Source organism: Burkholderia sp. BCC1993, from assembly GCF_905339865.1.
Lineage (GTDB): Bacteria > Pseudomonadota > Gammaproteobacteria > Burkholderiales > Burkholderiaceae > Burkholderia.
In genome coordinates this window covers 301,540-327,779 of the sequence record NZ_CAJPGZ010000011.1, presented here as the reverse complement: position 1 = coordinate 327,779, position 26,240 = coordinate 301,540, and the positions used below count along the sequence as shown (strand labels likewise).

At 68.5% G+C, this 26,240-nt stretch carries 24 protein-coding genes; 11 read left to right on the top strand and 13 right to left on the bottom strand.

The annotated features are described in order from the left end of the window. Positions 1-92: 92 nt before the first annotated feature. The 3 genes from U4Y91_RS20675 to U4Y91_RS20665 all read right to left on the bottom strand — a co-directional run bounded on the left by U4Y91_RS20675 (position 93) and on the right by U4Y91_RS20665 (position 3,425). The gene (locus U4Y91_RS20675) at positions 93-635 is read right to left on the bottom strand and encodes a cysteine hydrolase family protein (protein ID WP_321806635.1); all 543 of its coding nucleotides are present in this window, start codon (positions 633-635) and stop codon (positions 93-95) included. Between the two features lie 242 nt (positions 636-877). Next, on the bottom strand, positions 878-2,197 hold the full coding sequence (locus U4Y91_RS20670) for an MFS transporter (RefSeq protein WP_321806634.1): 1,320 nt from the start codon (positions 2,195-2,197) through the stop codon (positions 878-880). Between the two features lie 43 nt (positions 2,198-2,240). Beyond that, entirely contained in the window at positions 2,241-3,425 is a 1,185-nt protein-coding gene (locus tag U4Y91_RS20665; RefSeq protein WP_321806633.1) for a M20 aminoacylase family protein, read from the bottom strand. Positions 3,426-3,614: 189 nt separating this feature from the next. On the opposite strand from U4Y91_RS20665, the gene U4Y91_RS20660 reads away from it, so the two are divergent. After that, positions 3,615-4,517, top strand: coding sequence for a LysR substrate-binding domain-containing protein (locus U4Y91_RS20660; protein WP_044843294.1), 903 nt, complete (start codon positions 3,615-3,617; stop codon positions 4,515-4,517). A 163-nt stretch (positions 4,518-4,680) separates the two neighbouring features. Then, positions 4,681-5,001, top strand: a complete 321-nt coding sequence (locus U4Y91_RS20655; protein WP_006478890.1) for a pyrimidine/purine nucleoside phosphorylase — start codon at positions 4,681-4,683, stop codon at positions 4,999-5,001. Positions 5,002-5,115: 114 nt separating this feature from the next. On the opposite strand, the gene U4Y91_RS20650 is transcribed toward U4Y91_RS20655, so the two are convergent. From U4Y91_RS20650 to U4Y91_RS20635, 4 genes are all read right to left on the bottom strand, one after another. Then, the gene (locus U4Y91_RS20650; RefSeq protein WP_321806632.1) at positions 5,116-5,448 is read right to left on the bottom strand and encodes a hypothetical protein; all 333 of its coding nucleotides are present in this window, start codon (positions 5,446-5,448) and stop codon (positions 5,116-5,118) included. A 498-nt stretch (positions 5,449-5,946) separates the two neighbouring features. Then, on the bottom strand, positions 5,947-7,734 hold the full coding sequence (locus U4Y91_RS20645) for a chloride channel protein (protein WP_321806631.1): 1,788 nt from the start codon (positions 7,732-7,734) through the stop codon (positions 5,947-5,949). Between the two features lie 30 nt (positions 7,735-7,764). Further along, the gene (locus U4Y91_RS20640; RefSeq protein WP_321806630.1) at positions 7,765-8,178 is read right to left on the bottom strand and encodes a helix-turn-helix domain-containing protein; all 414 of its coding nucleotides are present in this window, start codon (positions 8,176-8,178) and stop codon (positions 7,765-7,767) included. Positions 8,179-8,294: 116 nt separating this feature from the next. Next, positions 8,295-9,470, bottom strand: a complete 1,176-nt coding sequence (locus tag U4Y91_RS20635; RefSeq protein WP_321806629.1) for an HPP family protein — start codon at positions 9,468-9,470, stop codon at positions 8,295-8,297. A 366-nt stretch (positions 9,471-9,836) separates the two neighbouring features. On the opposite strand from U4Y91_RS20635, the gene U4Y91_RS20630 reads away from it, so the two are divergent. After that, on the top strand, positions 9,837-10,805 hold the full coding sequence (locus tag U4Y91_RS20630; RefSeq protein ID WP_321806628.1) for a LysR family transcriptional regulator: 969 nt from the start codon (positions 9,837-9,839) through the stop codon (positions 10,803-10,805). 33 nt (positions 10,806-10,838) lie between these two features. Here the strand turns inward: U4Y91_RS20630 and U4Y91_RS20625 are convergent, their stop codons facing one another. Then, entirely contained in the window at positions 10,839-12,224 is a 1,386-nt protein-coding gene (locus tag U4Y91_RS20625; protein WP_321806627.1) for an MFS transporter, read from the bottom strand. Between the two features lie 71 nt (positions 12,225-12,295). Beyond that, positions 12,296-13,234 carry a 2-hydroxyacid dehydrogenase gene (locus U4Y91_RS20620; protein WP_321806626.1) on the bottom strand — a complete coding sequence of 313 codons (939 nt, stop codon included), beginning with the start codon at positions 13,232-13,234 and terminating at the stop codon, positions 12,296-12,298. Between the two features lie 113 nt (positions 13,235-13,347). Between U4Y91_RS20620 and U4Y91_RS20615 the strand changes: the two genes are divergently transcribed. The 3 genes from U4Y91_RS20615 (at position 13,348) to U4Y91_RS20605 (ending at position 16,775) form a co-directional block, all read left to right on the top strand. Beyond that, on the top strand, positions 13,348-14,256 hold the full coding sequence (locus U4Y91_RS20615) for a LysR substrate-binding domain-containing protein (RefSeq protein WP_321806625.1): 909 nt from the start codon (positions 13,348-13,350) through the stop codon (positions 14,254-14,256). 594 nt (positions 14,257-14,850) lie between these two features. Beyond that, positions 14,851-15,621, top strand: coding sequence for a hypothetical protein (locus U4Y91_RS20610; protein ID WP_321806624.1), 771 nt, complete (start codon positions 14,851-14,853; stop codon positions 15,619-15,621). Between the two features lie 20 nt (positions 15,622-15,641). Next, on the top strand, positions 15,642-16,775 hold the full coding sequence (locus U4Y91_RS20605; RefSeq protein ID WP_321806623.1) for a transporter substrate-binding domain-containing protein: 1,134 nt from the start codon (positions 15,642-15,644) through the stop codon (positions 16,773-16,775). Positions 16,776-16,938: 163 nt separating this feature from the next. Here the strand turns inward: U4Y91_RS20605 and U4Y91_RS20600 are convergent, their stop codons facing one another. Beyond that, positions 16,939-18,027, bottom strand: coding sequence for an ionic transporter y4hA (locus U4Y91_RS20600; RefSeq protein WP_321806622.1), 1,089 nt, complete (start codon positions 18,025-18,027; stop codon positions 16,939-16,941). Between the two features lie 227 nt (positions 18,028-18,254). Beyond that, positions 18,255-18,410, bottom strand: a complete 156-nt coding sequence (locus U4Y91_RS20595) for a hypothetical protein (RefSeq protein WP_321806621.1) — start codon at positions 18,408-18,410, stop codon at positions 18,255-18,257. Positions 18,411-18,573: 163 nt separating this feature from the next. Here U4Y91_RS20595 and U4Y91_RS20590 point away from each other — a divergent pair, with 163 nt between their 5' ends. The 5 genes from U4Y91_RS20590 (at position 18,574) to U4Y91_RS20570 (ending at position 24,449) form a co-directional block, all read left to right on the top strand. Continuing rightward, on the top strand, positions 18,574-20,127 hold the full coding sequence (locus U4Y91_RS20590) for a 3-hydroxyacyl-CoA dehydrogenase (RefSeq protein ID WP_321806620.1): 1,554 nt from the start codon (positions 18,574-18,576) through the stop codon (positions 20,125-20,127). Between the two features lie 59 nt (positions 20,128-20,186). Then, positions 20,187-21,509, top strand: a complete 1,323-nt coding sequence (paaK, locus tag U4Y91_RS20585) for a phenylacetate--CoA ligase PaaK (RefSeq protein WP_321806619.1) — start codon at positions 20,187-20,189, stop codon at positions 21,507-21,509. Positions 21,510-21,549: 40 nt separating this feature from the next. After that, positions 21,550-22,350 carry an enoyl-CoA hydratase-related protein gene (locus tag U4Y91_RS20580; RefSeq protein ID WP_321806618.1) on the top strand — a complete coding sequence of 267 codons (801 nt, stop codon included), beginning with the start codon at positions 21,550-21,552 and terminating at the stop codon, positions 22,348-22,350. 119 nt (positions 22,351-22,469) lie between these two features. Then, the gene (locus U4Y91_RS20575) at positions 22,470-23,144 is read left to right on the top strand and encodes a MarC family protein (RefSeq protein ID WP_044843309.1); all 675 of its coding nucleotides are present in this window, start codon (positions 22,470-22,472) and stop codon (positions 23,142-23,144) included. A gap of 324 nt (positions 23,145-23,468) precedes the next feature. Further along, positions 23,469-24,449: an aldo/keto reductase gene (locus tag U4Y91_RS20570; RefSeq protein ID WP_321806617.1), complete on the top strand. Its 981-nt coding sequence runs from the start codon at positions 23,469-23,471 to the stop codon at positions 24,447-24,449. Positions 24,450-24,495: 46 nt separating this feature from the next. On the opposite strand, the gene U4Y91_RS20565 is transcribed toward U4Y91_RS20570, so the two are convergent. After that, complete coding sequence (locus U4Y91_RS20565) at positions 24,496-25,362, bottom strand: CPBP family intramembrane glutamic endopeptidase (protein WP_321806616.1); 867 nt, start codon at positions 25,360-25,362, stop codon at positions 24,496-24,498. A 98-nt stretch (positions 25,363-25,460) separates the two neighbouring features. Further along, positions 25,461-26,117 (bottom strand): VC0807 family protein, encoded by a 657-nt coding sequence (locus tag U4Y91_RS20560; protein ID WP_321806615.1) that lies wholly within the window; start codon positions 26,115-26,117, stop codon positions 25,461-25,463. Positions 26,118-26,240 lie beyond the last annotated feature (123 nt).

Sequence of the window (26,240 nt, the reverse complement as noted above, 5' to 3'; positions counted from 1 at the left end):
GGCGTCGCGCACGCAAGGCACGGGTGAGGGTGGCCCGTGCCTTGTTGCGTTTACCGGGGGGCAGGCGTGCGGCGTGTCGTATGCGTTGCCGGTCAGAACCCGCATGCCTCGGTCGTCGTCAACGTCGCGAACGGCCCGCCGAGCGTCGCATTGTGATGCGCGACGATCCGCTCGGCCGGTAACGCGGGCGTATCCATGCAGGTATGCGCATCGGCGACGAGCACCGCACGAAAGCCGAGATCGGCGGCCGCGCGGCACGCGGTGTCGATGCAGTATTGCGTCTTCATTCCCGCAATCACGATCTCGCCGATCCCTCTCGCATGCAACCACTCGGCGAGCCGCGTGCCCGCGAAACAACTCGGCCGGGTCTTGTCGAACACGATGTCGCGTGCCGTATCGATCGCGAGCGCCGGCAGCAATGCGGCGAGCGGCGCATCGGGCGCGATCGGCGAACCCGCCGGACCGGTGTGGCGCACGGCGAACACGGGCGCGCCGGCTTCATGCGCGCGGCGAATCAGCTGGTTGACGTTGGCCAGCACGCGTTCGCCGTCATGCGGACGATCGGGGCCATGGAACAGCCCGACTTGCATGTCGATGACGAGCAGCGCACGTTTCGGGGATGGGACTTCGGACATCGCGTTTCTCCTGAAGGGCCGGTTCGGACGGAGAAACGACGAGACCCCGTCCGGAACCGGCGGGGCCTGTGGAAATCGGTGAAGGGCGCTACGACCTTGCGCGCACTCGCCGCACGGGCCCGCCGAAGGCGGTCGTGCGCGTGGTCGTCGAAAGGGTGAGCGTGGCGTCGTGCATGGAGCGATCATGCACGATGTGCGTTCGCTGCGTCAATGACGTGTCGCACGTCCCGCGCCGCCACCGCTCAATCGAGCGCCTTCCCGGCCTTCTCGTCCATGCAGCGAATCGCGAGCAGCGTGAGCACGCCGCAGCCGATCGCATACCACGCGGGCGCATTCGGATTGCCGGTCGCCGCGATCAGCCACGTGACGAAGAACTGCGCGAAGCCGCCGAAGATCGCGACGCCCACGCTGTACACGAGCGCGCCGCCGGTCGCCCGCACCGCCCGCGGGAACAGCTCGCCGAGCATCGCACCCGTCGCGCCGATGTTGATCGCGTGCACGATCGACAGCGCGGCGATGATCGACAGCAGCGACGCGGCGCCCGGCCAGCGGTTCAGCGCGATGAACGCGGGATAGATCGCGGCCATCAGCACGATGCGCGTCCACCAGACGATCCGGTTGCGGCCGAACACGTCGGACAGGTGGCCGCCGATCGGCGTCACGAGCATCAGGATCGCGCCGGCGACGCAGCCGGCCGTCATCGACAGCCAGGTCGGCAGGTGCAGCACCTGCACGCCGTAGATCGCCATGTAGAACACGATGATGTAGTGGATCGACGTGCCGCCGATCGTCACACCGAGGCCCGCGAACACGGCCTTGCCGTGATGGCGCAGCACGTCGGCGAGCGGCAGCGACGCAACCGGGTCGTCGTGCGCGGCGGCCGGCGTGGCCGCCGGCACTTCCTCGACGGTGCGGCGCAGCCAGTAGCCGAGCGGCACGAACAGCGTGCCGATGATGAACGGCACGCGCCAGCCCCAGCTTTCGAGCTGCGCGGCGTTGAGCGTCGACGTCAGCGCGACGCCGGTGAGCGCCCCGGCGAGTGCGGCGAGCCCCTGGCTCGAGAACTGGAACGACGCGTAGAAGCCGCGGCGATGCTGCGGCGCCTGTTCGAGCAGCAACGTCGTCGACGCACCGACTTCGCCGCCCGATGCAAACCCTTGCAACAGGCGCGCAAGCACGAGCAGCAGCGGCGCGGCGAGGCCGATCTGCGCATAGGTCGGCGCGATGGCGATCGTCGCGGTGCCGAGCGCCATCAGCAACAGCGTCAGGATCATCGCCTTCTTGCGGCCGGCGCGGTCGGCATACATGCCGATCACGAGGCCGCCGAGCGGGCGTGTGACGAAGCCGACGCCGAAGCTCGCGACCGCGAGCATCAATTGCCCGAACGACGAATGCACCGGGAAGAACAGCTTGCCGATCAGGATGGCGAAGAAGCTGTAGACCGTGAAGTCGTAGAACTCGAGCGCGTTGCCGACCGCGGCGGCCGCGATCAGGCGGCGTTTCTTCGCGGCGGCGCGGGCGTCGGCCGGCGAGCCGGCGAACGGAAGGGCGGACGTTTCCATGAGGTTCCCCTGCTAAGGCGCGGAACTGCGTGATGAAGGGCCGTCAGGCCGCGAGCCAGGCTTCGGCGACGCGGACCCAGTAACTCGCGCCGATCGCGAGGATGTCGTCGTTGAAGTCGTAGCCGGGGTTGTGCACCATGCAGCCGCCCTTGCTGCCGATGCCGTTGCCGATGAACGCATAGCAGCCGGGGCGTGCTTCGAGCATGTAGGCGAAGTCCTCGCTGCCCATCAGCGGTGCGGCTTCGGTTTCAACGCGATCGGCGCCGAGCATCTGGCGGGCGATGTTGGCAGCGAATGCGGTCGGTTCGGGATGGTTCACGAGGACCGGATAGCCGTAGTCGTAGTCGACTTCCGCCGTGATGCCGAAGCTTTCCGCCTGGCCCTTCACGAGCGCGTCGATCCGGCGTGCGAGCAGCGCGCGCACGTCGGCGTCCAGCGCGCGCACCGACAGCTTCATCACGACGGTTTCCGGAATGATGTTGAAAGTCTCGCCGGCCTGCACGCTGCCGACGGTGATCACGGCCGCATGCTGCGCATCGACCTCGCGCGCGACGATCGTCTGCAGCGCGACCATGATGCTGCCCGCTGCCGACATCGGGTCGCGCGCGAAGTGCGGCATCGCGCCGTGACCGCCGACGCCGCGCAGCGTGATCGTCACGCGGTCGGCCGACGCCATCGCGGCACCGGTGCGGAACGCCATGTCGCCGGCGGCGCGGCCCGGCATGTTGTGGATCGCGAAGATCGCGTCGCACGGGAAGCGCTCGAACAGGCCGTCGTCCATCATCGATTTCGCGCCGCCGAAGTTTTCCTCGGCCGGCTGGAAGATCAGGTTCAGCGTGCCGGAGAACTGGCGCGTGGCGGCGAGGTGGCGCGCCGCGCACAGCAGCATCGCGGTGTGGCCGTCGTGACCGCATGCATGCATCTTGTTTGCGTGGCGGCTCGCGTACGGCAGGCCGGTGGCTTCGGCGAGCGGCAGCGCGTCCATGTCGGCGCGCAGGCCGACGGTGCGCGTGCCTTGTCCTTCGCGCAGCACGCCGACGACGCCCGTCTTGCCGATGCCGCGATGCACTTCATAGCCCCACCCCGTGAGCAGCTCGGCGACGAGATCGCTGGTCAGCGTTTCCTCGAACGCGAGCTCCGGATGCGCGTGGATGCGGCGGCGCACGTCGATCAGGTCGGGGGCGATCGCGGCGATGCCGGGGATGACGGGGTTCACGGCTTGCAGCATGGTGTCTCCTGTGGGGCAGGTGGGGCCGGTGGGCGTTTGACGCACATATGACGGCCAAGCATATAAATTTCTGTCGGGTACCAGAAGCTGCTAAATTGCTTTGGTGCTCACCACCGGTTGCCGCTCGGGAATACCCTGATCCGCTATGCGTGGCCGGGCGTCGGGTTTCCACGAATCACGCATGCCGCCATGAAATACCATCAGCTGAAAGCGTTCGTCACCGTCGCGGACGAAGGGAGCATCCGCGCGGCCGCGCGGCGCCTGAACGTGTCGCCGGCGGCGCTGACGAAGGCGGTCAAGGAGCTGGAGATCGCGCTCGGCGTGTCGCTCGTCGTGCGCACCGCGCGCGGCGTGCAGCTCACCGCGTTCGGCCAGCAGCTGCAGGTGCGCGCGCGGCTGATCGTCGCCGAGATGCAGCGGGCGCGCGACGACATCGAGCAGGCGCAGGGCGCGATGACGGGCTCGGTCGCGGCGGCGATCACGCCGGCCGCGGCGGTGACGATCCTGCCCGACGCGTTTCGCGCGTTCCGGCGGCGCTTTCCGGTCGCGCGCGTCAATCTGATCGAAGGGTTTCCGGGCGTCGCGCTGCCGCGGCTGCACGACGGCTCGCTCGATTTCGCGGTGGCCGTCGTCGTGCCCGAACTGCTGGCGGCCGAGTTCGACCACGCGGAACTCTATGCGAGCCGATCGTTGATCGTCGCGCGCAAGGGGCATCCGCTCGCATCGGCCACGTCGCTGGCCGATCTCGTCGAGGCCGACTGGCTGATGAATCCGTCGCCGGAAAGCTCGACCCAGGTGCTGTTCAACTCGTTCGTCGCGTACGGGCTGCCGGTGCCGCAGCGGGTCGTCGAATGCCCGAGCTTCGGGCTCGCGCACAGCCTGATGACGGGCTGCGACCTGATCGCGTCGATGCCCGAACAGCTGCTGCAGGGCGAGTGGGCGCGCGACCAGCTCGCGGTGCTGCCGATCCGCGAGCGGCTGCCCGGCGTGTCCGTGCAGGTCGTCACGCGTCGCGACAGCCCGCTCACGCCGGCCGCGTCGATGCTGCTCGACTGCCTGCGCGATTCCGCGCGGCGCAAGGGGCTCAGATGAGTCGGACAATGCATCGCGTAGTGGTCCTGATCATCTGCCGTGCACCCCCGACCGTTCCCGCTCGCGGCGTGCTCGCCGCGAGCCGGTATCATAGCGGCCGGCCCGCCGTTCCGGCCGGCTTCCGACAACACGCCATCCGGCATCCAGCAATCAGAGGCATCACATGACCAGTGCAACCCAATTCGACAACGTATCGGTCGTCAAGCGCGCGAACGTCTATTTCGACGGCAAGTGCGTGTCGCATACCGTGCTCTTCCCGGACGGCACGCGCAAGACGCTCGGCGTGATCCTGCCGTGCGCGCTCAACTTCGGCACGGACGCGCCCGAATTGATGGAAGTGCAGGCCGGCAAGTGCCGCGTGAAGCTCGACGGCAGCAGCGAATGGCAAACCTACGGCGCCGGCGAGTCGTTCTCGGTGCCGGGCAAGAGCCGCTTCGACATCGAAGTGCTCGAGACGCTCGACTACGTGTGCAGCTACCTGTAAGCGTATGAACACCGGCCGCAGCGCATGCGCGCGGCCGGCGCGCTGAAAGCAGAAAGCCCCGCCGAAGCGGGGCTTTCTCGTATGCGGACGGCGCGCTGCCATCCGGCGCGGAGCTTACAGGCAGGCGTTGATGTCGCCCGCGGAAGCGGCGTCGCCACGCATGCCGACCCACGTCTTCGCGCCCGGCTTCGACGACGGACGAACCATCGCGGCCGCGCCGTTCGGCGGTTGCTGGCCCGGTACGTAGACATCGGTCGCGAGGCCGTTGGCGAGCACGTTCTGCGTGACCACCTGTTGCTGCGACTTGTCGGCCCAGGTCTTGGCGATGCATGCCGAGACGTCTTGGGCGGACTTCTGACTTTGTCCCATATTCTGCGCGGCCGGGTCGGCTGCGTGTGCGGAAATTGCCACGGTCAATGCGATGAGCGGTAAGTATTTCACGTTCACGTGTTATCTCCCTCGAGTCGTGATTGATTGAATGCGATGCGCAGCAGAACTGCGTACTTGTGAGAGTGCGTCGGACAAGTGCGGTTCCGGCGATTCCGAAACAAGTTGTTAGCGCTTGTTAGCGCGCTTGCCAAGCGGCAAACCCAGGATGCTGGGCGTTCTGTTGCGCTGCCGCATGCATCGCGCGCGGCCCGTATGGAGGCGGGGACACGGCGACGACGTCATGCGTCGTGAGGTCGGCTCGCTGCCCTGTGGTGTGGCGGATTGACGGCCGCGGCGTGCTGCATGTATCTGCATGTCGCGCCGCGACGCTTCTTTATTGGATGACGAAGTGGAATGGCTGAAATGGTGGCCCCGTCGCATGAGTACCATGATGACAAACTTTCGTCCGACGAATTGTCAACCAAGTTTAAACGCCGGACGCGGCGGAATGCGAACCGGCGCGCAGGGTGCGCGCCGATCCGGAACGGCAGGGGACGGTGAAGCGCGCGGTACGTATCAGCTGGCCTTGCGCGCACCGGCGTCGCGCAGGTTGACCGGTACGACCGGGCGGAAGCGTTCGCGCTTGTGTTCGTCGTCGAAGTGCTGGAGCGCGGGCTTGATGAGGTCGCTGCGCGACACGATGCCGATGATGCGCAGCGATTGCGGATCGTCGACGACCGGCAGGCGTTCGAGGCCGAGCATCGCGAGCCGCGACGCGACCACGCGGCACGTTTCGTGCGCCTGCGCGACGGCCGGCGCACGATCGATGAACGCGTTCCCGAGCGCCGCGTCGGGACCGGCTTGCGCACGCTGCGCGTCGAGTGTCGCGCGATCGACGAGACCGAGCAGGCGACCGTTCTGCACGACGGGGTACGCACGGTGCGCCTGCTTCGCGCCGAAGTACTGCGACTCGACGGCGTCGAGCGTCGTGGCGCCGTCGATCGCGACGAGATCGTCGGCCGGCGTCATTACCTCGGCCACGTCATGGCGTTCGAGCGGATCGACGCCGTATTCACGGTAGATGTGGTAACCGCGGCGCGCGATCTTTTCCGTCATGATCGAACGCTTCATCACGACGGTCGCGAAGCCGTGCGCGACGAGCGTCGCCGCGAGCAGCGGCAGCAGCGCGTTCGCGTCGTGCGTGAGGCCGAACGCGAACACGATCGCGGTCAGCGGCGCGCCGAGCGTGGCGCCGAGCGTCGCGGCCATGCAGACGAGCGGCCACAGCGCCGGATCGCCGCCGGGCAGCACCGGCGACAGCACGGTGCCGAGGCCCGCGCCGAGCATCAGCAGCGGGGCGAGCACACCGCCGGACGTGCCGGAGCCGAGCGCGATCACCCACATCACGGCCTTCACGGTCAACAGTGCGAGCGCGATCTTCAGCGCGATGTGCTGGTGCAGCAGGTCGCCGATCACGTCGTAGCCGACACCGAGCGCGCGCGGCTCGAGCCAGCCGCCGATGCCGATCACGATCGCGCCGAGCGCCGGCCACCACATCCAGTGCACCGGCAGCTTCGCGAAGGTGTCCTCGACGCGGTACAGCGCGGCCGACAGGCCGCACGCGAGCACGCCCGACAGCAGGCCCGCGACGATGCACGACAGCAGCGCGACGGGCGTCGGCGGCGCCGTGGTCAGCGCAAACAGCGGGTCGACACCGAAGAACACGGCGCGGGCGAAACCGGCGACCGCGCAGGCGAGCGCGACCGGCAGGAAACTGCGCGGACGCCATTCGAACAGCAGCAGTTCGACCGCGAGCAGCACGGCGGCGACCGGCGTGCCGAACACGGCGGTCATGCCGGCGGCCGCGCCCGCGACGAGCAGCGTCTTGCGCTCGGCTGCGGTCACGTGCACGCATTGCGCGATCAGCGAGCCGAGCGCGCCGCCCGTCATGATGATCGGGCCTTCGGCACCGAACGGGCCGCCGCTGCCGATCACGACACCCGACGACAGCGGCTTGAGGATCGCGACCTTCGGCGACATGCGGCTCTTGCCGAACAGGATCGCCTCGATCGCTTCGGGAATGCCGTGGCCGCGGATCTTCTCCGAACCGAAGCGCGCCATCAGCCCGACGATCAGCCCGCCGATCACCGGCACGACGATCACCCATGCGCCGAGCGTGTGGTGCGCGGGCGAACGGTCGGCGAACGAAAACTGCTGGAAGAAGAACAGGTTCGTGAACAGGTGGATCAGGCTCGACAGCACGAACGCCGCCAGCGTGCCGAGCAAGCCGATTCCGGCCGCTAGCAACGCGATCCTGGGCAGGCGTTCGTTGGTCGAGAAGTCGCGTTTGTGTGGTGCGTTCATCGGCGTGAGGATAGGTCGGTAAAGCCTGGGTCAGTAATCGATCTGCGGAACCTGGAACGTGCCCTTGAGCGATTTCAGTTCCGCGCGGTGCATGGCCGCGAGGCGCGCGAGCAGCGTTTCGCCGGCTTCCTCGAGGTGGACCTCGACCTGCCGGCGGTCCGCTTCGCTCGTCTTGCGCTTCACGAGCCCGAGCGCCTCGCAGCGCGTCACCAGCGCGACGACGCCGTGATGCTGCGCCTGCAGGCGTTCCGCGAGTTCGCCGATGGTGGCCCATTCGCGGTGCGGGTAGCCCTTGATGTGCAGCAGCAGCAGGTACTGCAGCGGCGTCACGCCTTCGCTTTGCGCGGCGCGTTCGGAGAAGCGCTCGAAGCGGCGCATCTGGTAGCGGAACTCGGACAGTTGCTGGAAATCGCTTTTGGTCAGCGCGCGGCGGGTGTCGGTCATTGCGGTCGGTCGGGCAGCAGTTTCGGTAACGCTAAATATATCACAACATGATATAAATGGCCGAATTTCAGCGCAATACCTGCATTACGCTGTCGTCGGCCCGCTGATCGTCCGCGTTACGCGGCCTCGAGCATCTGCGTCTGCCGGTACAGGCCGGTGACGAGATCCGTCTGCGTGATGATGCCGACGAGCCGGCGCGATGCGTCGACGACCGGGATGTGGTGGTGGCCCGAATGCGTAAACAGCGGCACCAGCGCGGTGATCGGCATGGTCTGCGGCACGGATGCGACGTCGCGGGTCATCACGGTCGCGACGCTGGGCGGCCGGCCGCCGAACGACTGCGGCAGCCGCGCGGCCAGCCGCTGCCACAGCGGGGCCGGGCGGCGCAACGGGCGCGTGAGGTCGGCGCGCGTGACGATGCCGACCAGGCGATCGTCGCCGTCCACGACGGGCAGCGCCTTCACGCGATGGCGGTCGAGCAGCGTCAGCGCGGCCGTGATCGACGTCGACGGCGCGATTTCGATCGCGTTCTTCGTCATCAGGTCGGCGCACGCGAGCTGGCCGAACGTGCGCGCATAGGCCTGCATCTCGGTTTCGCGCAGCAGCATTTCGAGGTCGTCCGGGTCGACGTCGAGCCATTCGCCGCGGCGCTTCAGCACGGCGTCGAGATCGGCGCGCGTGAAGCCGCTGCGTGCCGGCGCGGCGCTGCCGCCTTGCGGCTTCGCGTCGTGGCGCACGCCGCCGTGCGGATAGCGGTGGCCCGTCAGTGCGTGGTACACGAGCGCGGCCGACAGCAGGATCGCCGATTGCAGTGCGATCGGCTCGACCACGAAGCCGAAGCCGAGCGCGTGGATCGCCGGGCCGCCGAGCACGGCCGTCAGCGCGACCGCGCCCGATGGCGGGTGCACGCAGCGCAGGACGAACATGCCGCCGATCGCGAGGGCGACCGCGACCGCGGCGGCCGTGATCGGATCGGCGATCCACTGCGCGCAGGCGACGCCGACGGTCGCCGCCACCAGATTGCCGCCAATGATCGACCAGGGCTGCGCGAGCGGACTCGCGGGCACCGCGAACAGCAGCACGGCCGACGCGCCCATCGGCGCGACGAGCAGCGGCACGAGGCCCGGCACGCCGGGCAGCAGCCGCATCGTGACGCCGACCGTCGCGATCCCGACGAGCGCGCCCGCGCACGAGCGCATGCGCTCGCGCCAGCCGAGCGTCATCGGATGGGGAATGAAGCTGTGCAGCCATTGGCGGAACGTGCGGCGCGACGGGGAGGAGCCTGACGACATGGACGGTTGAGCGGTAAAAATGACGATGCGGATGACGCAGCGCGAGGACGTCGCCGATTATATCGTGTTGTGATACAAATTGTCGCGCTGCATCAACGCGTTGCCTGCGCGCGCCGCATCCGTCTTGCAGGAACCTTTCATCGGATGAAAGCCTGGCGGCCCTGCGATCGCGCAAATTTGTCTGCAGCGGCGTACAATTCGGGCCACCGAATTCCCCGATATGCCACAACCACGCACGCGATGCCCGCTCTCCCGCCCGTTCCCCGGCATGGTGATCGCTTGCGCGTGGTTCGCGCGCACGCCCCGATTGCCGTCTGACGCGAGCGCCGCCGACGTTTCCCCACCGACACTCCCCAAGCCAATTCAATGGACATGCTCGAAAACATGCGCCTGTTCGTGCGCGTTGTCGAAGCCGGCAGTTTCACCGCGGTCGCCAAAGAAATCGATGCGACCACCGCGCAGGTGTCGCGCGCGGTGTCGAACCTCGAAGCCCACGTACAGACGCGCCTGCTGCATCGCACGACGCGCCATCTCGGCCTCACCGAAAGCGGCGAGCGTTACTTCGAGCGTGCGAAATCGATCCTGGCCGAATTCGACTACGCGAATGCCGAGGCGCGCAACGCGCTGCTGCGGCCGAGCGGCAAGATGCGGATCCATGCGATGACGGGGCTCGGGCAGAGTCATGTCGTGTCGTCGATCGTGCGCTACCAGGAAGACAACCCGGACGTGTCGGTCGAGCTGACGCTCGCGCAGCGGATGCCGAACCTCGTCGAGGAAGGCTACGACGTGTCGATCGTGACCGCGTCGCAGCTGCCCGATTCCGGCTACGTCGCGCAGACCTGCGGCACCAGTTGCAGCGTGCTGGTCGCATCGCGCGAATACCTCGCGCGGCACGGCACGCCGAAGACGCCCGACGACCTGCCGAACCACGTGTGCCTGCGCCTCGATACGCCGGCATCGCCGGCCAGCGAGTGGCGGCTCGAGCGCGACGACGACGAGGAGACGGTCTACGAACTGCAGCCGGCACCGTTCCAGGTCAACGTGCCGGATGCGCTGTGCGTCGCGGTGCGGGCGGGGCGCGGCATCGCGTGCGTCGCGCTGTATACGGTGCTCGACGACCTCCGCGCGGGGCGCCTGATCCGCGTGCTGCCCGAGTACCGGCTGCAGACGGTCAGCGTGTACGCCGTCTATGCGACGCGGCGCTATCTCGATGCGAAGATCCGCACCTTCCTCGACCATCTGCGTACGACGCTCACGCCCGCGCTGGAGAACGACCTGCGCGAACTCGACCGGCTTGCGGTCGCACCGATGCCGGGCAGCCGCCAGCGCGCGTGACGCTGCCGGCCGCTCGCCCGGCGGCGCCCGGTATCACGCGTCCGGCGTGACGCGAATCCGCTCGAAGCGGCCGGCGAGCCACGCGTAGGCGGCGATGCCGAGCAGCCCGTGCGCGGCGACGAACCACAGTGCGCCCGCGAACGAGCCCGTGTGCGCGACGAAGTAGCCGATCACGAGCGGCGTGACGATCCCCGCGATGTTGCCGAGACCGTTGAACACGCCGCCGCTCAGGCCGACCATCCCTTCGGGCGCGGTGTCGGCGAGCACGGCCCAGCCGACCGCCGCGAGCCCCTTGCCGAAGAACGCGATCGTCATCAGCGCGATCACGACGGCATTCGACGACGCGCCGTTCGCGAGCACGAGCAGCGTCGCCAGCGCCATCCCGACGACGAACGGCGTCTTGCGGGCGCGCGACGGATGCACGCCGCGCCGGATCAGCCAGTCCGACAGCACGCCGCCGAGCACGCCGCCCGTGAAGCCGCAGAGCGCCGGCAGCGCGGCCACCCAGCCGGCTTCCATGATCGTCATCCCGCGCCCCTTGATCAGGTAGATCGGGAACCACGTGATGAAGAAGTAGGTGAGCGCCGTGATGCAGTACTGGCCGATGTAGATCGCCCACAGGTTGCGGTGGCGGAACAGCTGCGACGCGTCGCGCCACGATATGCGCGGACGCTCGCGGACGCGGTTCGCTTCGAGATCGACGAGCGCACCGTGCGCGCGCAGGTAATCGCGCTCGGCGTTGCTCACGCGCGGATGGCCGTGAGGCTCGCGATACCACGCGAACCAGAGCGCCGACAGCGCGACACCGAGCATCCCCATCCACAGGAACACGTGTTCCCAACCGAGCGCGTGCGTGAGCCACGCCATCGCGGGCGTGAACAGCACGACGGCCATGTACTGCGCGGAATTGAACAGTGCGGATGCGGTGCCGCGCTCCGCGGTCGGGAACCAGCACGCGACGATCCGCGAATTGGCCGGGAACGCCGGCGATTCGACCAGGCCGAGCATGAAGCGCATCGCGAACAGGGCGAGCGTCGCGGCCGCCCCCTGCACGGCGAACCAGCCGACCGTGCCCTGCAGCATCGTGAAGACCGACCACAGCAGCAGGCTCAGGCCGTACACGCGGCGCGCGCCGAAGCGGTCGAGCAGCCAGCCGCCCGGGATCTGGCCGAGCGCATAGGCCCACGCGAACGCGGAAAACACGATGCCGAGCTGCATGGGCGTGAGGCCGAGGGCGTGCGCGACACCGGTGCCGGCGATCGACATTGTCGCGCGGTCAGCATAGTTGACGACGGTGACGGCGAAGATCAGCGCGAGGACCGTGTAGCGGACTCGGCCGATCGTGCGCGACGCGGTGGATGAGGCGGGAGAGGTGGAAGAGGCGGCAACGGCTGCGCCGCCGCTGGATCGATTGGGCATGCGAGTCTCCTGGCCTCCGTCGTGCGGAGGCGTTTCATTGGATGTCTTGGTCGGGGAGGGACGTGCGGCGGTCAGCCTGTGACGCTAGTCGGCGGCCGTTGGCCCGCGAAGCACGCGGCGAGGTTGGCGAGCACGATCCGGCCCATGCGTTCGCGTGTCTCGTGCGTGGCGCTTGCGCGGTGCGGCTGCACGACGACGCGCTCGAGTTCGAGCAGCGCGGCCGGCACGCGCGGTTCGTCGGCGAACACGTCGAGCCCCGCGCCGGCGATCGTGCCGTCCGCGAGCGCGCGCACGAGCGCGGCTTCGTCGACGAGCTTGCCGCGCGCGACGTTGATCAGGAATCCTTTGCTGCCGAGCGCGGCGAGCACGTCGGCGGTCACGAGCACCTTGCCGTGATCGGCCGACGCCGCGAGCACGAGCACGTCGCTGTCGCGCGCGAGCGCGGCCAGGTCGGGCACGTAGCGATAGCCGCTGTCGCGGTGTTCGCGCGGGCCGAAATAGCTGACCGGCATCCGGAATGCCTGCGCGCGCTGCGCGATCGCACGTCCAACGCGGCCGAGGCCGACGATGCCGAGCCGCTTGCCCGTCACCTGCGTCGCGAGCGGCTGCGCCGCCTTGCCCCAGCGGCCGGCGCGCACGATGCGCTCGCCGGCGCCGAGGTCGCGCAGCGTCATCAGGATCAGCCCCAGCGCCATGTCGGCGACGTCGTCGGTCAGCACGTCGGGCGTCGTCGTCACGTGAATGCCGCGTGCGCGGGCACGGTCGAGATCGACGGCGTCGGTGCCGATGCCGTTGATCGCGATGATCTCGAGCGCGCTCAACCGCTCCATCAACGCGGCCGGCAACCCGTTCGCGCCGCCCGTGACGACGCCGCGGATGCGCGATGCGACGCGATCGAGCAGCGCGTCGGGCTGGTCGGCCGCATACAGCCGATGCACCGCGTAGCGGGCGGACAGTTCGGCGTCGATGGTGTCGGGAAGCGGCTGGGTGAGCAGGAGGTCGATGGTCATGAAGGTCTCGGTCGGCGTGCGCGGCGCGGGCCGCGCATCAGGTGCAACCGAGTATAGGAATCGTATCGATATCGGTCTAACATCAAGAGGCTATCGATTGATTCAAGATTTGAATGATTGAACTGAACCAGCTTCGCTGCTTCGTCGCCGTGGCCGAGGAACTGCATTTCGGGCGCGCGGCCAAGCGGCTCTTCATGACGCAGCCGCCGCTCAGCCGGCAGATCCAGTTGCTCGAGCACGCGCTCGGCATCGCGCTGCTCGAACGCAGCAGCCGGCAGGTCAGGCTGACCGCGGCCGGCGAGCGCTTCTTGCGCGACGCACGGCACATCCTCGAGTTTTCGGCGCGGGCCGAACAGGCCGCGCAGCGCGTCGCACATGGCGGGGCCGGCCGCATCACGCTCGGCTTCACGGCTGTCAGCGCGTACCGGATGATTCCGGCGCTGCTCGCGCATGCGGCGCACGCGCTGCCCGACGTCGACGTCGAACTGCGTGAAATGGTGTCGACCGTGCAGATCGACGCGCTGGCGTCGCGCATGCTCGATGCGGGCTTCGTGCGCCAGCGTGCGGCGCGCCATCCGCTCGAATACCGGCTCGTGCAACGCGAGCCGATGCTCGTCGCGGTCGCGCAGGGCGCGCCGCTGGCCGCGTACGAGCGGATCGGCCCGGACGAGCTCGACCGGCAGCCGTTCATCGCGTATTCGCCGAACGAGGGCAAGTACTTCCACGACATGATCTCGGGGATGTTCGCCGGCGCCGGGCGCTTGCCGAACTACCTGCATTACGTCGGGCAGACGCATACGATCCTCGGCCTGGTGCGCGCCGGGCTGGGTGCGGCGCTAGTGCCGGCGTCGGCGCGCGAGCTGCATGTGGACGGCGTGGTGTTCCGGCCGCTCGCGGACGTCGACGTGGCGGCGGAGCTGTATCTCGCGTGGCGCGCGGACAACGACAATCCGGCGCTGCCGGTGTTCAACGCGATGGTCGAGCAGTTTCTGACGGAAGGGACGGACGGCGGCCTCGTTTAGATGAAGTCGGACCGAGCGCGGCGAATCGCGGCGTCGGCAACATCCTTACCGCTCCGAAAGCTGACGCGTCGTGCACGCTTTCGATCGCGAAAGGCAACGCACCGCGCCGACCGCTTGACGCTGCATGCCGGTCGGCGCAGGATACGTGCGTGCATTTGGAGCGGGGCGCGCTGGCCGCGCGTTCCCGCATCAGCGACGCGCACAAGAACAGCGATGAGCCTTCACGCACTCGTACCGGAATCCCGGCGCCGCAGCCACCGGCCCGCCGGAACCACGATCCTCCCGACGCCCGTCGCGTCACGTATCCGTCATCCCGTTTCGTACCGTGCGTCGGTACACTTTCCCGTCCGCGCGCTGGCCGCGCCGCTGAACGGTGCCGATCGGCGCCGGCGTGTCGTGCGCCAGCCCGCCGCACCCGAATACCGTATCGCGCATGACGCCTGCACCGGTGTCCCGTGACGCCGCCGCCGCGCGTCCACGCATCGTGGCGCCGACCGCCTTGCGCGCACGGCGTCACTGGAGTCCGAAGCATTTCGATTGAGCATGACGTAGCACACGCACGCAGTTCAGTTCGAGGTTCAAGGAGAGAAACTCATGTCGCAGCTTTCGAACGAAGCAAACGGCAGTTCGGGGAGTGGCAAGGCACGGCTGATCAAATGGGCGATCATCATCGCCGGCGTCGCGATCGCGGCACCGGCCGCGCTGTTCATCCTGAAGGGGGTGATCGCGCTGGTCACCGCGGCCGTGATCGGCCTCGGGGCGATCTATTTCGCGCCGGTCGTCGCGATGAAGTTCGCGAACCAGAAGGTGAAGATGATCGTCGAGGAAGCACAGGCGAATCCGATCGAGACGCTGATCAACCAGCTCGCGGAAAAGCGCCAGGCGGCGCAGAAATTCGCGGACAGCATTACCGCGTTCCGCACCGAAGTGAAGAACTTCGAGGACAAGACCGAGCTGTTCGAGAAGCAGTATCCGGACGACGCGCCACGCTTTCGCGCGCAGCTCGACACGATGAAGCAGCTGCTCGCGTTCCGCGAAGGCCGCTACAAGCAGGTGCAGGTCGAGCTGAAGAATTTCGCATCGGCGATCGACCGCGCGAAGGCGATGTGGGACATGTCGCAGGCGGCGCAGCACATGAACAAGCTCGCGGGCCGGCAGACGGCCGATACGTTCGAGCAGATCAAGACCGACGCGGCCGTCGATTCGGTGATGCGCTCGGTGAACAAGGCATTCTCCGAAATGGAGACGTCGCTGCTGGACAACCCCGAGGTCAAGCAGGCGCAACAGCAGGCGGTGATGAACGGCACCCCCGTGCCCGGCCCCGATGCGGCACGGGCCGCCGCATTGCCGTCGAAACAACAATAACTTTCCGCAGGCACGCAACCATGAAAAAACTTCTCGGTGCAGTCGTGTTCCTGGTGGTGCTCGTCGGCGTATGGATCGTCCACCAGGGCGGCCTGTCGACACTGATTCCCGCGCACGACGCGGCGCCTGGCGCGACGTCCGCGCAATCGGCCGGCGCAGGCCAGCCCGCGCCGCCGTCGGGGTCGGGCAACGTGCTGCCGGCCGGCTTCACGCCGCAGGCCAGCACGCTGAAATCGATCGCGGAAAACGGCATCGTGCGGGTTTCGGTGCAGAACCCGAGCGAGCCGTTCTTCGGCGAGGACAAGGGCGCGCCGCACGGCTTCAACGTCGAATTCGCGCGGCTGCTGTTCGCGGATCCGTCGTTCTCGCGCGGCGGCAAGCCGATCGTCGTCGATACGCGTCACGAAGTCGACACGTATCCGGGCGTGCCGAAGCAGTTGCTCGACACCGATGCGAAGGGCAACCATGTCGTCGACGTCGCGATGGACGGGCTTACGTTCCCGGACAACACGCCGGCGGGCGTCGTCTACTCGGTGCCGTACGTCGACGATTTCGGCTATTCGCTGATCGTGCGGCAAGGCTCCGCGATCCGCTCGGCGGACGATCTGGCCGGCAAGACGGTCGGCATCCTGAAGGGCGACCCGGACGTGCGTGGGTTCGTCACGCGCCAGTATCCGAACGTCCGTTTCGTCGAGATCGACGATTCCGATCCGGCATTCATTGCGAAGAGCCTCGACGGCCATGCGGTCGACGCGTTCGTCTACGACTATCCGTTCGCGGTCAGCTCGATCAGGGGCACCGACCTGAAGTTCGCGGTGACCAAGCTCGACGGCTCGAACATCGCGTACAAGATCGGCGTGCGCGCCGACGACCAGGACCTGCTGATCTACCTGAACGCCGCGATCGCGAAGCTCAAGCAGTCGCCGCAGTATCTCGACCTGCTGCGCAAGTACTTCGTCAGCGACCAGACGATGACGACCGCGGCCGCGTCCGGCGAGCATACGTACGTGGTGAAGGCCGGCGACACGCTGAACCTGATCGCGGCGAGCAAGCTCGGCAGCGGCCAGCGCTATCGCGAGATCCAGCGCCGCAACAACCTCGCGAACCCGAACCTGATCCTGGCTGGGCAGCATCTGGTGATTCCGGTGCGGTAGGGGCGGTGTGAAGCGAAGAAGGTGAAGCGGAAGAAGGTGAAGCGAAGAAGGTGAAGCGAAGAAGGTGAAGCGAAGAAGGTGAAGCAGAGGAAGGTGAAGCAGAGGAAGGTGAAGCGGCGCGGGGCCCGACGGAGAGAATCCGCCGGGCCCCGCGCCGTTTGCATCAGTGCGTGACCGACAGGAACAGGTATGCCGCGAACAGCGACAGATGCACGACGCCGTGCAGCACCGTTGTGCGTCCCTGGCTGAGCGTCAGCGTGCTGACGAGCAGCGTCAGCGACAGCAGCACGGTTTCCATCGCGCCGATGCCGAGCGTGAGCGGCTGGCCGACCCAGATGAACACGGCCGCGACGGTCGGGATCGTGAGCCCGATGCTCGCGAGCGCCGAACCGAGCGCGAGGTTCATGCTGGTCTGCAGGCGATTCGCCCGCGCGGCGGTGACGGCCGCGAGCCCTTCGGGCAGCAGCACCAGCGCGGCGATCACGATACCGACCGCCGCTTCCGGCGCACCGAGCCTCATCACCGCATGCTCGACGGCCGGCGACAGCAGCTTCGCGAGCAGCACGACCGCGACGAGGCTCACGAACAGCAGCACGAGGCTGATCAGCGCGGTGCGGCCGCTCGGCGGTGCCGCGTGCACTGATTCGTTCGCGCTGTCGTGCTCGGTGAGAAAGTAGTCGCGGTGGCGCACGGTCTGCACGAATACGAATGCGCCGTACAGCACGAGCGACGACACGCCGGCGAACGCAAGCTGCGATTTCGAAAAGAACGGGCCCGGCGCGGCGTTCAGGTAGTTCGGCATCACGAGCGACAGCACCGACAGCGACGCGAGCACCGCGAGCGCCTTGCTCGCGCCGCGCCCCTGGAAATCCTGCTCGCCGTGCTTCCACGCACCGACCAGCAGGCAGAGGCCGACGATGCCGTTGCAGATGATCATCACCGCGGCGAACACGGTATCGCGCGCGAGGCCCGATTTCTCGGGGCCGGCGCCGAGCATCACCGACACGATCAGCGCGACCTCGATGACGGTCACGGCGACCGCCAGCACGAGCGTGCCGAACGGCTCGCCGACGCGGTGCGCGACGACTTCGGCATGGTGGACGGCGGCGAACACGGCGCCGGCGAGGGCGGCGGCGAACACGGCGATGACGAGGCCTTCGGCCGGCACGACGCGCGACAGCGCGAGTACCAGCCATGCGGCAAGCGGGGCCCAGAGGGTCCAGCGCGGGAGCTGGTTGGACGAGAGCGGCATGGACGGTTTCCTATGCGAGTGGCGGCGCGCGACGCGCCGTCACGGGTTGACGAAGCCCGGCCGGATGATCCGCCGAACGTGGACGATGATGCTGATGGGCGGCAGCGCGGAGCCGTGCTGCCCTGGATTCGCCGCCGTGAAGCGGCGAGGGGCGCGGGCGGGCCGAAGCCCGTCGCGGGATGAAACGGTTCGATGCGACCGGGCGCCGAGGGCGGGGCGCGGGTAGGTCACGACAGGCGGACCGGTGGCGCGATTCCGACCCCGAAAAGGCGGCAGGCGGTGGACGGCAGCGGCGTGACACGCGATTTCCCCCTGAAATTCGGCGATTTGTCGAATTTTATCAGGCGTTCGGGGGACACTATCTCATAATCGAACGCTTTCATTGACCTTTCGGTTTCAAAAAAGTGCCCCGATCGTTCGATTTTTTGTTCTTGCGCTTTTCGTAACGATCTCTTGCACGACAAATTCGGGCTCGCCCTGACATAAATCTACCGACCGGTCGGTTTATAATTGCTCGCACTTCCACTTCATGACGGATCGCAAGCGATGGCTGTTTCTTCTGCACATTCGATGAATTCGGGCGCGCTGGCGCCGTCGGCGCTCGTCGGCGTGATCGGCGCGGGCGCGATGGGCGCGGGCATCGCGCAGGTGGCCGCGGCGGCCGGCCATTCGGTGCTGCTGTACGACCTGAACGAAGCCGCGTGCGACAAGGCGCTGGCCGGCATCCGCGCGCAGTTCGCGCGGCTCGCGGAGAAGGGCCGGATGGAACCGGCCCAGGCCGACGCGGCCGGCAGCCGGATTCGCGCGGTGCGCGCGCTGGCCGACTTCGCGGGCGCCGCGCTGATCGTCGAGGCGGCGGCCGAGCGGCTCGACGTGAAGCGCGAGATCTTCGCGACGCTCGAACGCCATGTCGACGACAGCTGCGTGCTGGCGACCAACACGTCGTCGATCTCGATTACGTCGATCGCGGCCGGGCTGCGCGCGCCGCAGCGCGTGGCCGGCCTGCATTTCTTCAATCCGGCGCCGCTGATGGCGCTCGTCGAGGTGGTCAGCGGGCTCGCGACCGCGCCGGACGTCGCGCAGGCGCTCTACGACACGGCTGCCGCGTGGGGCAAGCGGCCGGTTCTGGCGAAGTCGACGCCCGGCTTCATCGTGAACCGCGTCGCGCGGCCGTATTACGCGGAGGCGCTGCGCGTGCTGAACGAGCAGGGCGGCACGCCGGCCTCGATCGACGCGGTGATGCGCGACGCCGGCGGCTTCCGGATGGGGCCGTTCGAGCTGATGGACCTGATCGGCCACGACGTGAACTTCGCGGTGACGGAGTCGGTGTTCCGTGCGTACTTCAACGATCCGCGCTATACGCCGTCGCTGATCCAGCAGGAACTCGTGAACGCGGGCTTCCTCGGGCGCAAGTCGGGCCGCGGCTTCTATTCGTATGCGGACGGCGCGACGCCGCCCGCGCCCGCGTTCGAACCGCCGTGCGATGCGCCGGCCGACGTCGTGCTGTTCGCGCAGGACGGCCCGGCCGCCGCGCTGCAGGCACGCCTTGCCGAACGCATCGCGCTCGCGCGGCAGAACGGCGCGCATGCCGACGAACTGCTCGCCGTGGCCGGCCGCGCGTCGATCGCGCTGACCGACGGCCGCACCGCGACCGTGCGTGCCGCGCAAACCGGCGTGGCCGACCTCGTGCTCGTCGATCTCGCGCGCGATTACGCGCAGGCCGGGCTCGTCGCGCTGACGCGCGCGCTGCAGTGCAGCGACGCGGCTTACGCGGATGCGGTCGGCCTGTTCCAGCAAGCCGGTTTTCGCGTCGTCGGCATCGCCGACGTGCCGGGCATGGTCGCGATGCGCACCGTCGCGATGCTCGCGAACGAGGCGGCCGACACGGTGAACCAGGGCGTGTGCTCGCCCGCCGATCTCGATCTCGCGATGGAGAAGGGCGTGAACTACCCGTGCGGCCCGCTCGCGTGGGCCGATGCGATCGGCATCGGCCGCGTGCATCGCGTGCTGTCGAACCTGGCGGCGAGCTACGGCGAGGACCGCTATCGCGTGTCGCCGCGCATCGCCGCGCTGCACTCGGCCGGCCGCACGTTCCGCTAGCCGCCGGCCCCACCACCTCGATCACGACAACGACATCACTCCATTGGAGGAGCACCCCGATGACTCACCCGACGCACCCCGCCGCCGCCCTCGAGCCGATCGAGACCGCCAGCCGCGACGAACTGCAGGCGCTGCAGCTCGAGCGCCTCAAGTGGTCGCTGCGCCACGCGTACGACAACGTCCCGCACTATCGCCGCACGTTCGACGCGGCGGGCGTGCATCCGGACGACCTGAAGACGCTCGCCGATCTCGCGAAATTCCCGTTCTCGACCAAGCACGACCTGCGCGACAACTATCCGTTCGGCCTTTTCGCGGTGCCGCGCGAGCAGGTCGTGCGCGTGCATGCGTCGAGCGGCACGACCGGCAAGCCGACGGTGGTCGGCTACACCGCGCGCGACATCGACACCTGGGCGAACGTGACCGCGCGTTCGATCCGCGCGGCCGGCGGCCGCCCGGGCGACACGCTGCACAACGCGTTCGGCTACGGGCTCTTCACGGGCGGCCTCGGGATTCACTACGGCGCGGAGCGGCTCGGCTGCATGGTCGTGCCGATGTCGGGCGGGCAGACTGAAAAGCAGGTGCAGCTGATCCGCGATTTCGAGCCGAAGATCATCCTCGTCACGCCGTCGTACATGCTGAACCTGATCGACGAGATGGTGCGGCAAGGGATGGACCCGGCCGAGTCGTCGCTGCAGATCGGCATCTTCGGCGCGGAGCCGTGGACGCAGGCGCTGCGCGAGGAAGTGGAGACGCGCGTGGGCATCGACGCGCTCGACATCTACGGGCTGTCGGAAGTGATGGGCCCGGGCGTCGCGTGCGAATGCGTCGAGACCAAGGACGGCCCGGTGATCTGGGAAGACCATTTCTATCCGGAGATCATCGACCCCGTGACCGGCGAAGTGCTGCCGGACGGCAGCGAGGGCGAACTCGTGTTCACGTCGCTGACGAAGGAAGCGATGCCGGTGATCCGCTACCGCACGCGCGACCTCACCGCGCTGCTGCCGCCGACCGCGCGCGCGATGCGCCGGCTCGCGAAGATCACGGGCCGCTCCGACGACATGTTGATCGTGCGCGGCGTGAACGTGTTCCCGAGCCAGATCGAGGAAATCGTCGTCGCGCAGACGAAGCTGTCGGGGCAGTTCCAGATCACGCTCTCGCGCGACGGCCACATGGATCGGCTCGATCTCGCGGTCGAGCTGCGCTCCGAGGCCGCCGCGTGCGTGACCGACGCCGAGCGCGCGGCGATCGCGCGCGAGCTGCAGCACCGGATCAAGACGATGATCGGCGTGTCGGCCGGCGTGACGGTGCTCGCCGCGGGCGGCATTCCCGCGAGCGCGACCGGCAAGGCCCGGCGCGTGATCGACCGCCGGCAGGCCGCCTGAGTTTCGCCGTTCCCTGTTCTACCCCGAGGAAACCTGTTCGATGGATGGATTGAAAACCCTGGCCGTGGCCGTCGATGCGCGCGGCATCGCGACCGTCGCGCTGCTGCGCGGCGACGTGCTCAACGCGTTCGACGAGACGATGATCGCCGAGCTGACCGACGCGTTCACGACGCTCGGCCGGCGCGACGACGTGCGCGCGATCGTGCTGCGCTCGGACGGCCGCGCGTTCTGCGCGGGTGCCGACCTGCAGTGGATGCAGCGCGCGAGCGCGAACGACGCGGCCGCGAACCTGCGCGACGCCGAGCGGTTCGCCGCGATGATGCGGGCGATCCGGCAGTGCCCGAAGCCGACGGTCGCGCGCGTGCAGGGCCACGCGTTCGGCGGCGGCGTCGGCCTGTGCGCGGCTTGCGACATCGTGATCGCGAGCGATCACGCGCGCTTTTCGGTCAGCGAGGCCCGCTTCGGGATCCTGCCGTCGGTGATCGGCCCGTATCTGGTCGAGGCGGTCGGCCAGCGCCAGGCGCGCCGGCTCGCGCTGACCGCGACGCAGCTCGCGGCCGCCGAAGCCGTCGCGATCGGGCTGATCCACCAGGCCGTGCCGCTCGACGCGCTCGACGCCGCCCTCGACAAGACGCTCGCCGAGCTGAGCCGCAACGGCCCGAACGCGCTGATGGAGATCAAGCGCTTTTTCGACGCGATCGGCGAGTACCCGCCGTCGGACGAACGCGCGGCGTTCACCGCGCAGACGATCTCCCGCGTGCGGGCGACGCCGGAAGCGAAGGAGGGCTTCGCCGCGTTCTTCGCGAAGCGGCCGCCGGCCTGGGAGCCGGGCGCCGAATAAGGCCGCGGCGCGGCCCGCCGGGCCCGGGGCGCGATTTGCGTCTCGGGCGCGGGCGCTTGCTCTACAATGCGTGACCCCCGGCGCGCCGCCGGCCCAGCCCCGACCGCTTCTTCGCCCCGATGATCGTCAACCGCCTTATCTCCGAGATCCTGTTCGGCTTCACCGGCCTGATCGGCATCATCAATCCGATCGGCATCGCGTTCCTGTTTCTCGAACGCACCGAGGCGCTGACCGAGCACGAGCGCAACCTGCTCGCGAAGAAGGTGGCGTTCAACGCGTTCATCGTGTTGCTGGTCGCGTTCTTCGCCGGCACGCCGGTGCTGCATTTCTTCGGGATCTCGATGGAAGCGCTGCGGATCGGCGGCGGCTTCGCGGTCGCCGTCGCGGGCTGGCAGATGCTGAACGAGCCGGACGGGCCGGCGGGCGGCGGCGATACGCCGATCAAGCCGATCGATGCGAACGCGATCATGACCCGCGCGTTCTTCCCGCTGACCGTGCCGCTGACCGTCGGCCCCGGCTCGATCGCCACCGCGATCGCACTGAACGCGAACCGCACGCACAAGCTGTCGGAATTCATGCTGTCGAGCATCGTGTCGATCTCGGTGTCCGCGCTCGTCGCGGTCGTGATCTGGCTGACCTACAGCCGTGCCGCGCTGCTCTCCCGCTATCTCGGCACCGAAGGCACCAAGGTCGCGAAGCGCGTGTCGGCATTCCTGCTGCTGTGCATCGGCGTGCAGATCATGCTGACCGGCTTCTCCGAATTCCTGCAGCCGCTCGCCGACCAGATCAAGTAAGCCGTTCGTCGTTCGCGAGTAATCCGTTCGTTCGTCGACGCGGCAACCGGCGCGGCGCCACGCCGCGCATTCTGATCATGGATGCTGCGTGGCGCGTCGGTTTGCGCCGTCGAAGCCTTGCTCAAGTGCGATTGGGCTGCGGTTCCGGCGCGTCGGCGTTCCTGGGCGACCCGGCCGGGCAGCAGGCGGTCGCGTCGACTACGCGTTCGCGCGCTGCGCGATACCATGCGACGTCTGGCCGATGCAGCGCACGGCGTTCGTGCCCGGCGCACCGAACCGGGCCGCGCATCCGGCCGCAACCCCACTTCAATGACGAGGCGAGCGATGGAATACGTGAAATTCGGGTCGACCGGGATGGACGTGTCGAAGCTGGTGCTGGGCTGCATGACGTTCGGCGAGCCGTCGCGCGGCACGCACCCGTGGACGCTGCCGGAAGCGGAAAGCCGCCCGATCATCCAGCGCGCGATCGAGGCCGGCATCAATTTCTTCGATACCGCGAACATGTATTCGGACGGCACGTCCGAGGAGATCGTCGGCCGTGCGTTGCGCGACTTCGCGAAGCGCGACGACGTCGTGATCGCGACCAAGGTGTTCTACCGGATGCGCCCCGGGCCGAACGGCGCGGGATTGTCGCGCAAGGCGATCATGACCGACATCGACCAGAGCCTGAAGCGGCTCGGCACCGATTACGTCGACCTGTACCAGATCCACCGCTGGGACTACGGCACGCCGATCGAGGAGACGCTCGAGGCGCTGCACGACGTCGTGAAGGCCGGCAAGGCGCGCTACATCGGCGCATCGTCGATGTTCGCGTGGCAGTTCGCGAAGGCGCTGTATACGTCGAAGCAGAACGGCTGGACCCGCTTCGTCAGCATGCAGAACCACCTGAACCTGCTGTATCGCGAGGAAGAACGCGAAATGCTGCCGCTGTGCGAGGCCGAAGGCATCGCGGTGATTCCGTGGAGCCCGCTCGCGCGCGGCCGGCTGACGCGCAACTGGGACGAGTCGTCCGGCCGGCAGCAGAGCGACGAGGTCGGTCAGCGGATGTACGACGCGACGGCCGGTGCCGATCGCGCGGTCGTCGAGGCCGTCGCGGCGATCGCCGCCGCGCGCAACGTGCCGCGTGCGCAGGTCGCGCTCGCATGGGTCGCACACAAGCGCGGCGTCACCGCGCCGATCGTCGGCATCTCGAAGCCGCATCATCTGGACGATGCGCTCGGCGCGCTGCAACTGAAGCTGACGGACGATGAAGTCGCGACGCTCGAAGGCCCTTACGTGCCGCACGCGGTAGCCGGCTTCAACTGAGTTCGACCGCACGAAACCGGCGGGATGCCGCCGCCGCGCATGGCGTTCAGCGCACGGCGGCGAGCATCGGGTAGGTGAACAGCGCGAAGTGGATCACATTCAGCCCCGCATGCGCGAGCGCGGATGCGAGCAGCCCGCCGCGCCGCCATGCGAGGCCGTAGCCGATGCCGGCCACCGTGCCGAGCACGATCCAGGGCCAGCCGCCGGCCGCGTGCGCGGCGCCGAACAGCCCCGCGCCGATCGCGAGCGCGGCCCACGGCCCCCAGCCGAACCGTCCGAGCACGCGCGTGAGCCCGCCTTGCACGTAGCCGCGGAACAGCGCTTCCTCGGCGAGCGTGACGAGCAGCACGTTGTTGACGAGCCACATCCAGCCCGACGCCGGCCATTTCGGCGCCCAGCCGACCATGCCGAACGCGAGCGCGCCGGCCAGGCAGGCCGCCGCCGTCGCGACGGCCGCCACGGCACCGGTGCGCAGCGCGCGTGCCGGCGGGACGTCCGGCGCCACCCACGGCAGCACCCACAGCAGCCACAGGCCGACGAGCGGCTTGTCGAAATTCAGGTACATCGTGAACGGCACGGCATCCGGCGTGAAACGCGTCGGCTCGATCACGCGCGGATTGTGGAAGCCGGGAATCAGGTGCAGGCTCAGCGCGATCGCGAGCGCGGCAAACACGACGTGCGCGACGATCCGCACCACGAGCGGGCGGCCCGGCGCGACGCCCCACGCGGCGGCCGCGAGCAGCGCGAGCGGCGCGAGCACGATCGGTTCGAGCTTGCCGAACGCCAGCGCGCCGGCATAGCCGAGCGCGGCAACGGCGATGCTCAGGCCATGCAGCGGTCGCTGCCACGCGAACGCGGCGGCCGCGAACAGTGCGAGCCAGATCGTGGCACACGGGAGAAGCGAGAGAGACATGGGGCGATGCAGGGGGCGAACGAGAGGCGCGCATCATACCCCAGCGGCCGTGACAGGCGGTCCGGCAGGCCGCGCTCGCGCAGGCGGGGCGCAGGCGCTCAGCGGCCGGCGATTTCGGTGACGCCGTCGCGGGTCGGGATGTCGACGCTGTTGCGCTCGCGCATCCGCCGCCGGTACCAGAAGGTCCACAGCAGCAGCGTGCCGAACACCGTGTAGCCCATGATCGGCGACACGACGAGCACGCGCTCGACGGGCCAGGTGACGACCATCCACAGGCGCAGCAGCATCTCCAGCGTCATGCAGGCGCCCCACACGAAGGTCATCAGGCGGAGCATCTGGCGCAGCCCCGGCTGCTCGGCCCAGACCGTCTCGAAACGCGCGGCGCCGCCGGCCATCTCGCGGGCCACCGTCGCGCGCGCGAGATAGAAGATCAGCGGACGATCGCGGAACAACGACAGCAGGAACACGACGCCGATCGTGCCGGACGCGAGCGATTCGCGCATCAGCAGCGTGCGCGCGCTGCCGCCGAGCGCCATGCCGGCGATCGACAGCGCGATGCCGAGCAGCACGACGGCGGCCACCGCATCGATGCGGCGCGAGCGGATGAATTCGACGACGGACCAGACGATCGGCGGAATCGCCGACGCGTACAGCGCGCCGGTTTCGCCGAAAAACGGATGCGCGACCCGGTACGCGACCCAGGGCAGCATCAGGTTGACGAAGAGTTCGAGGATCAGGCCGGCTCGTGGTTTCACGGAAGCGGGCGCGCGGGTGGCGCGCGGGGCGGTGATGTCGCTTCGAGTATATCGAAGTCCGACCCCGCGCGCCGCACCCGGCGCGGTTGTGCACGCACCGAAAACGGGCGGAAACACGCGGCG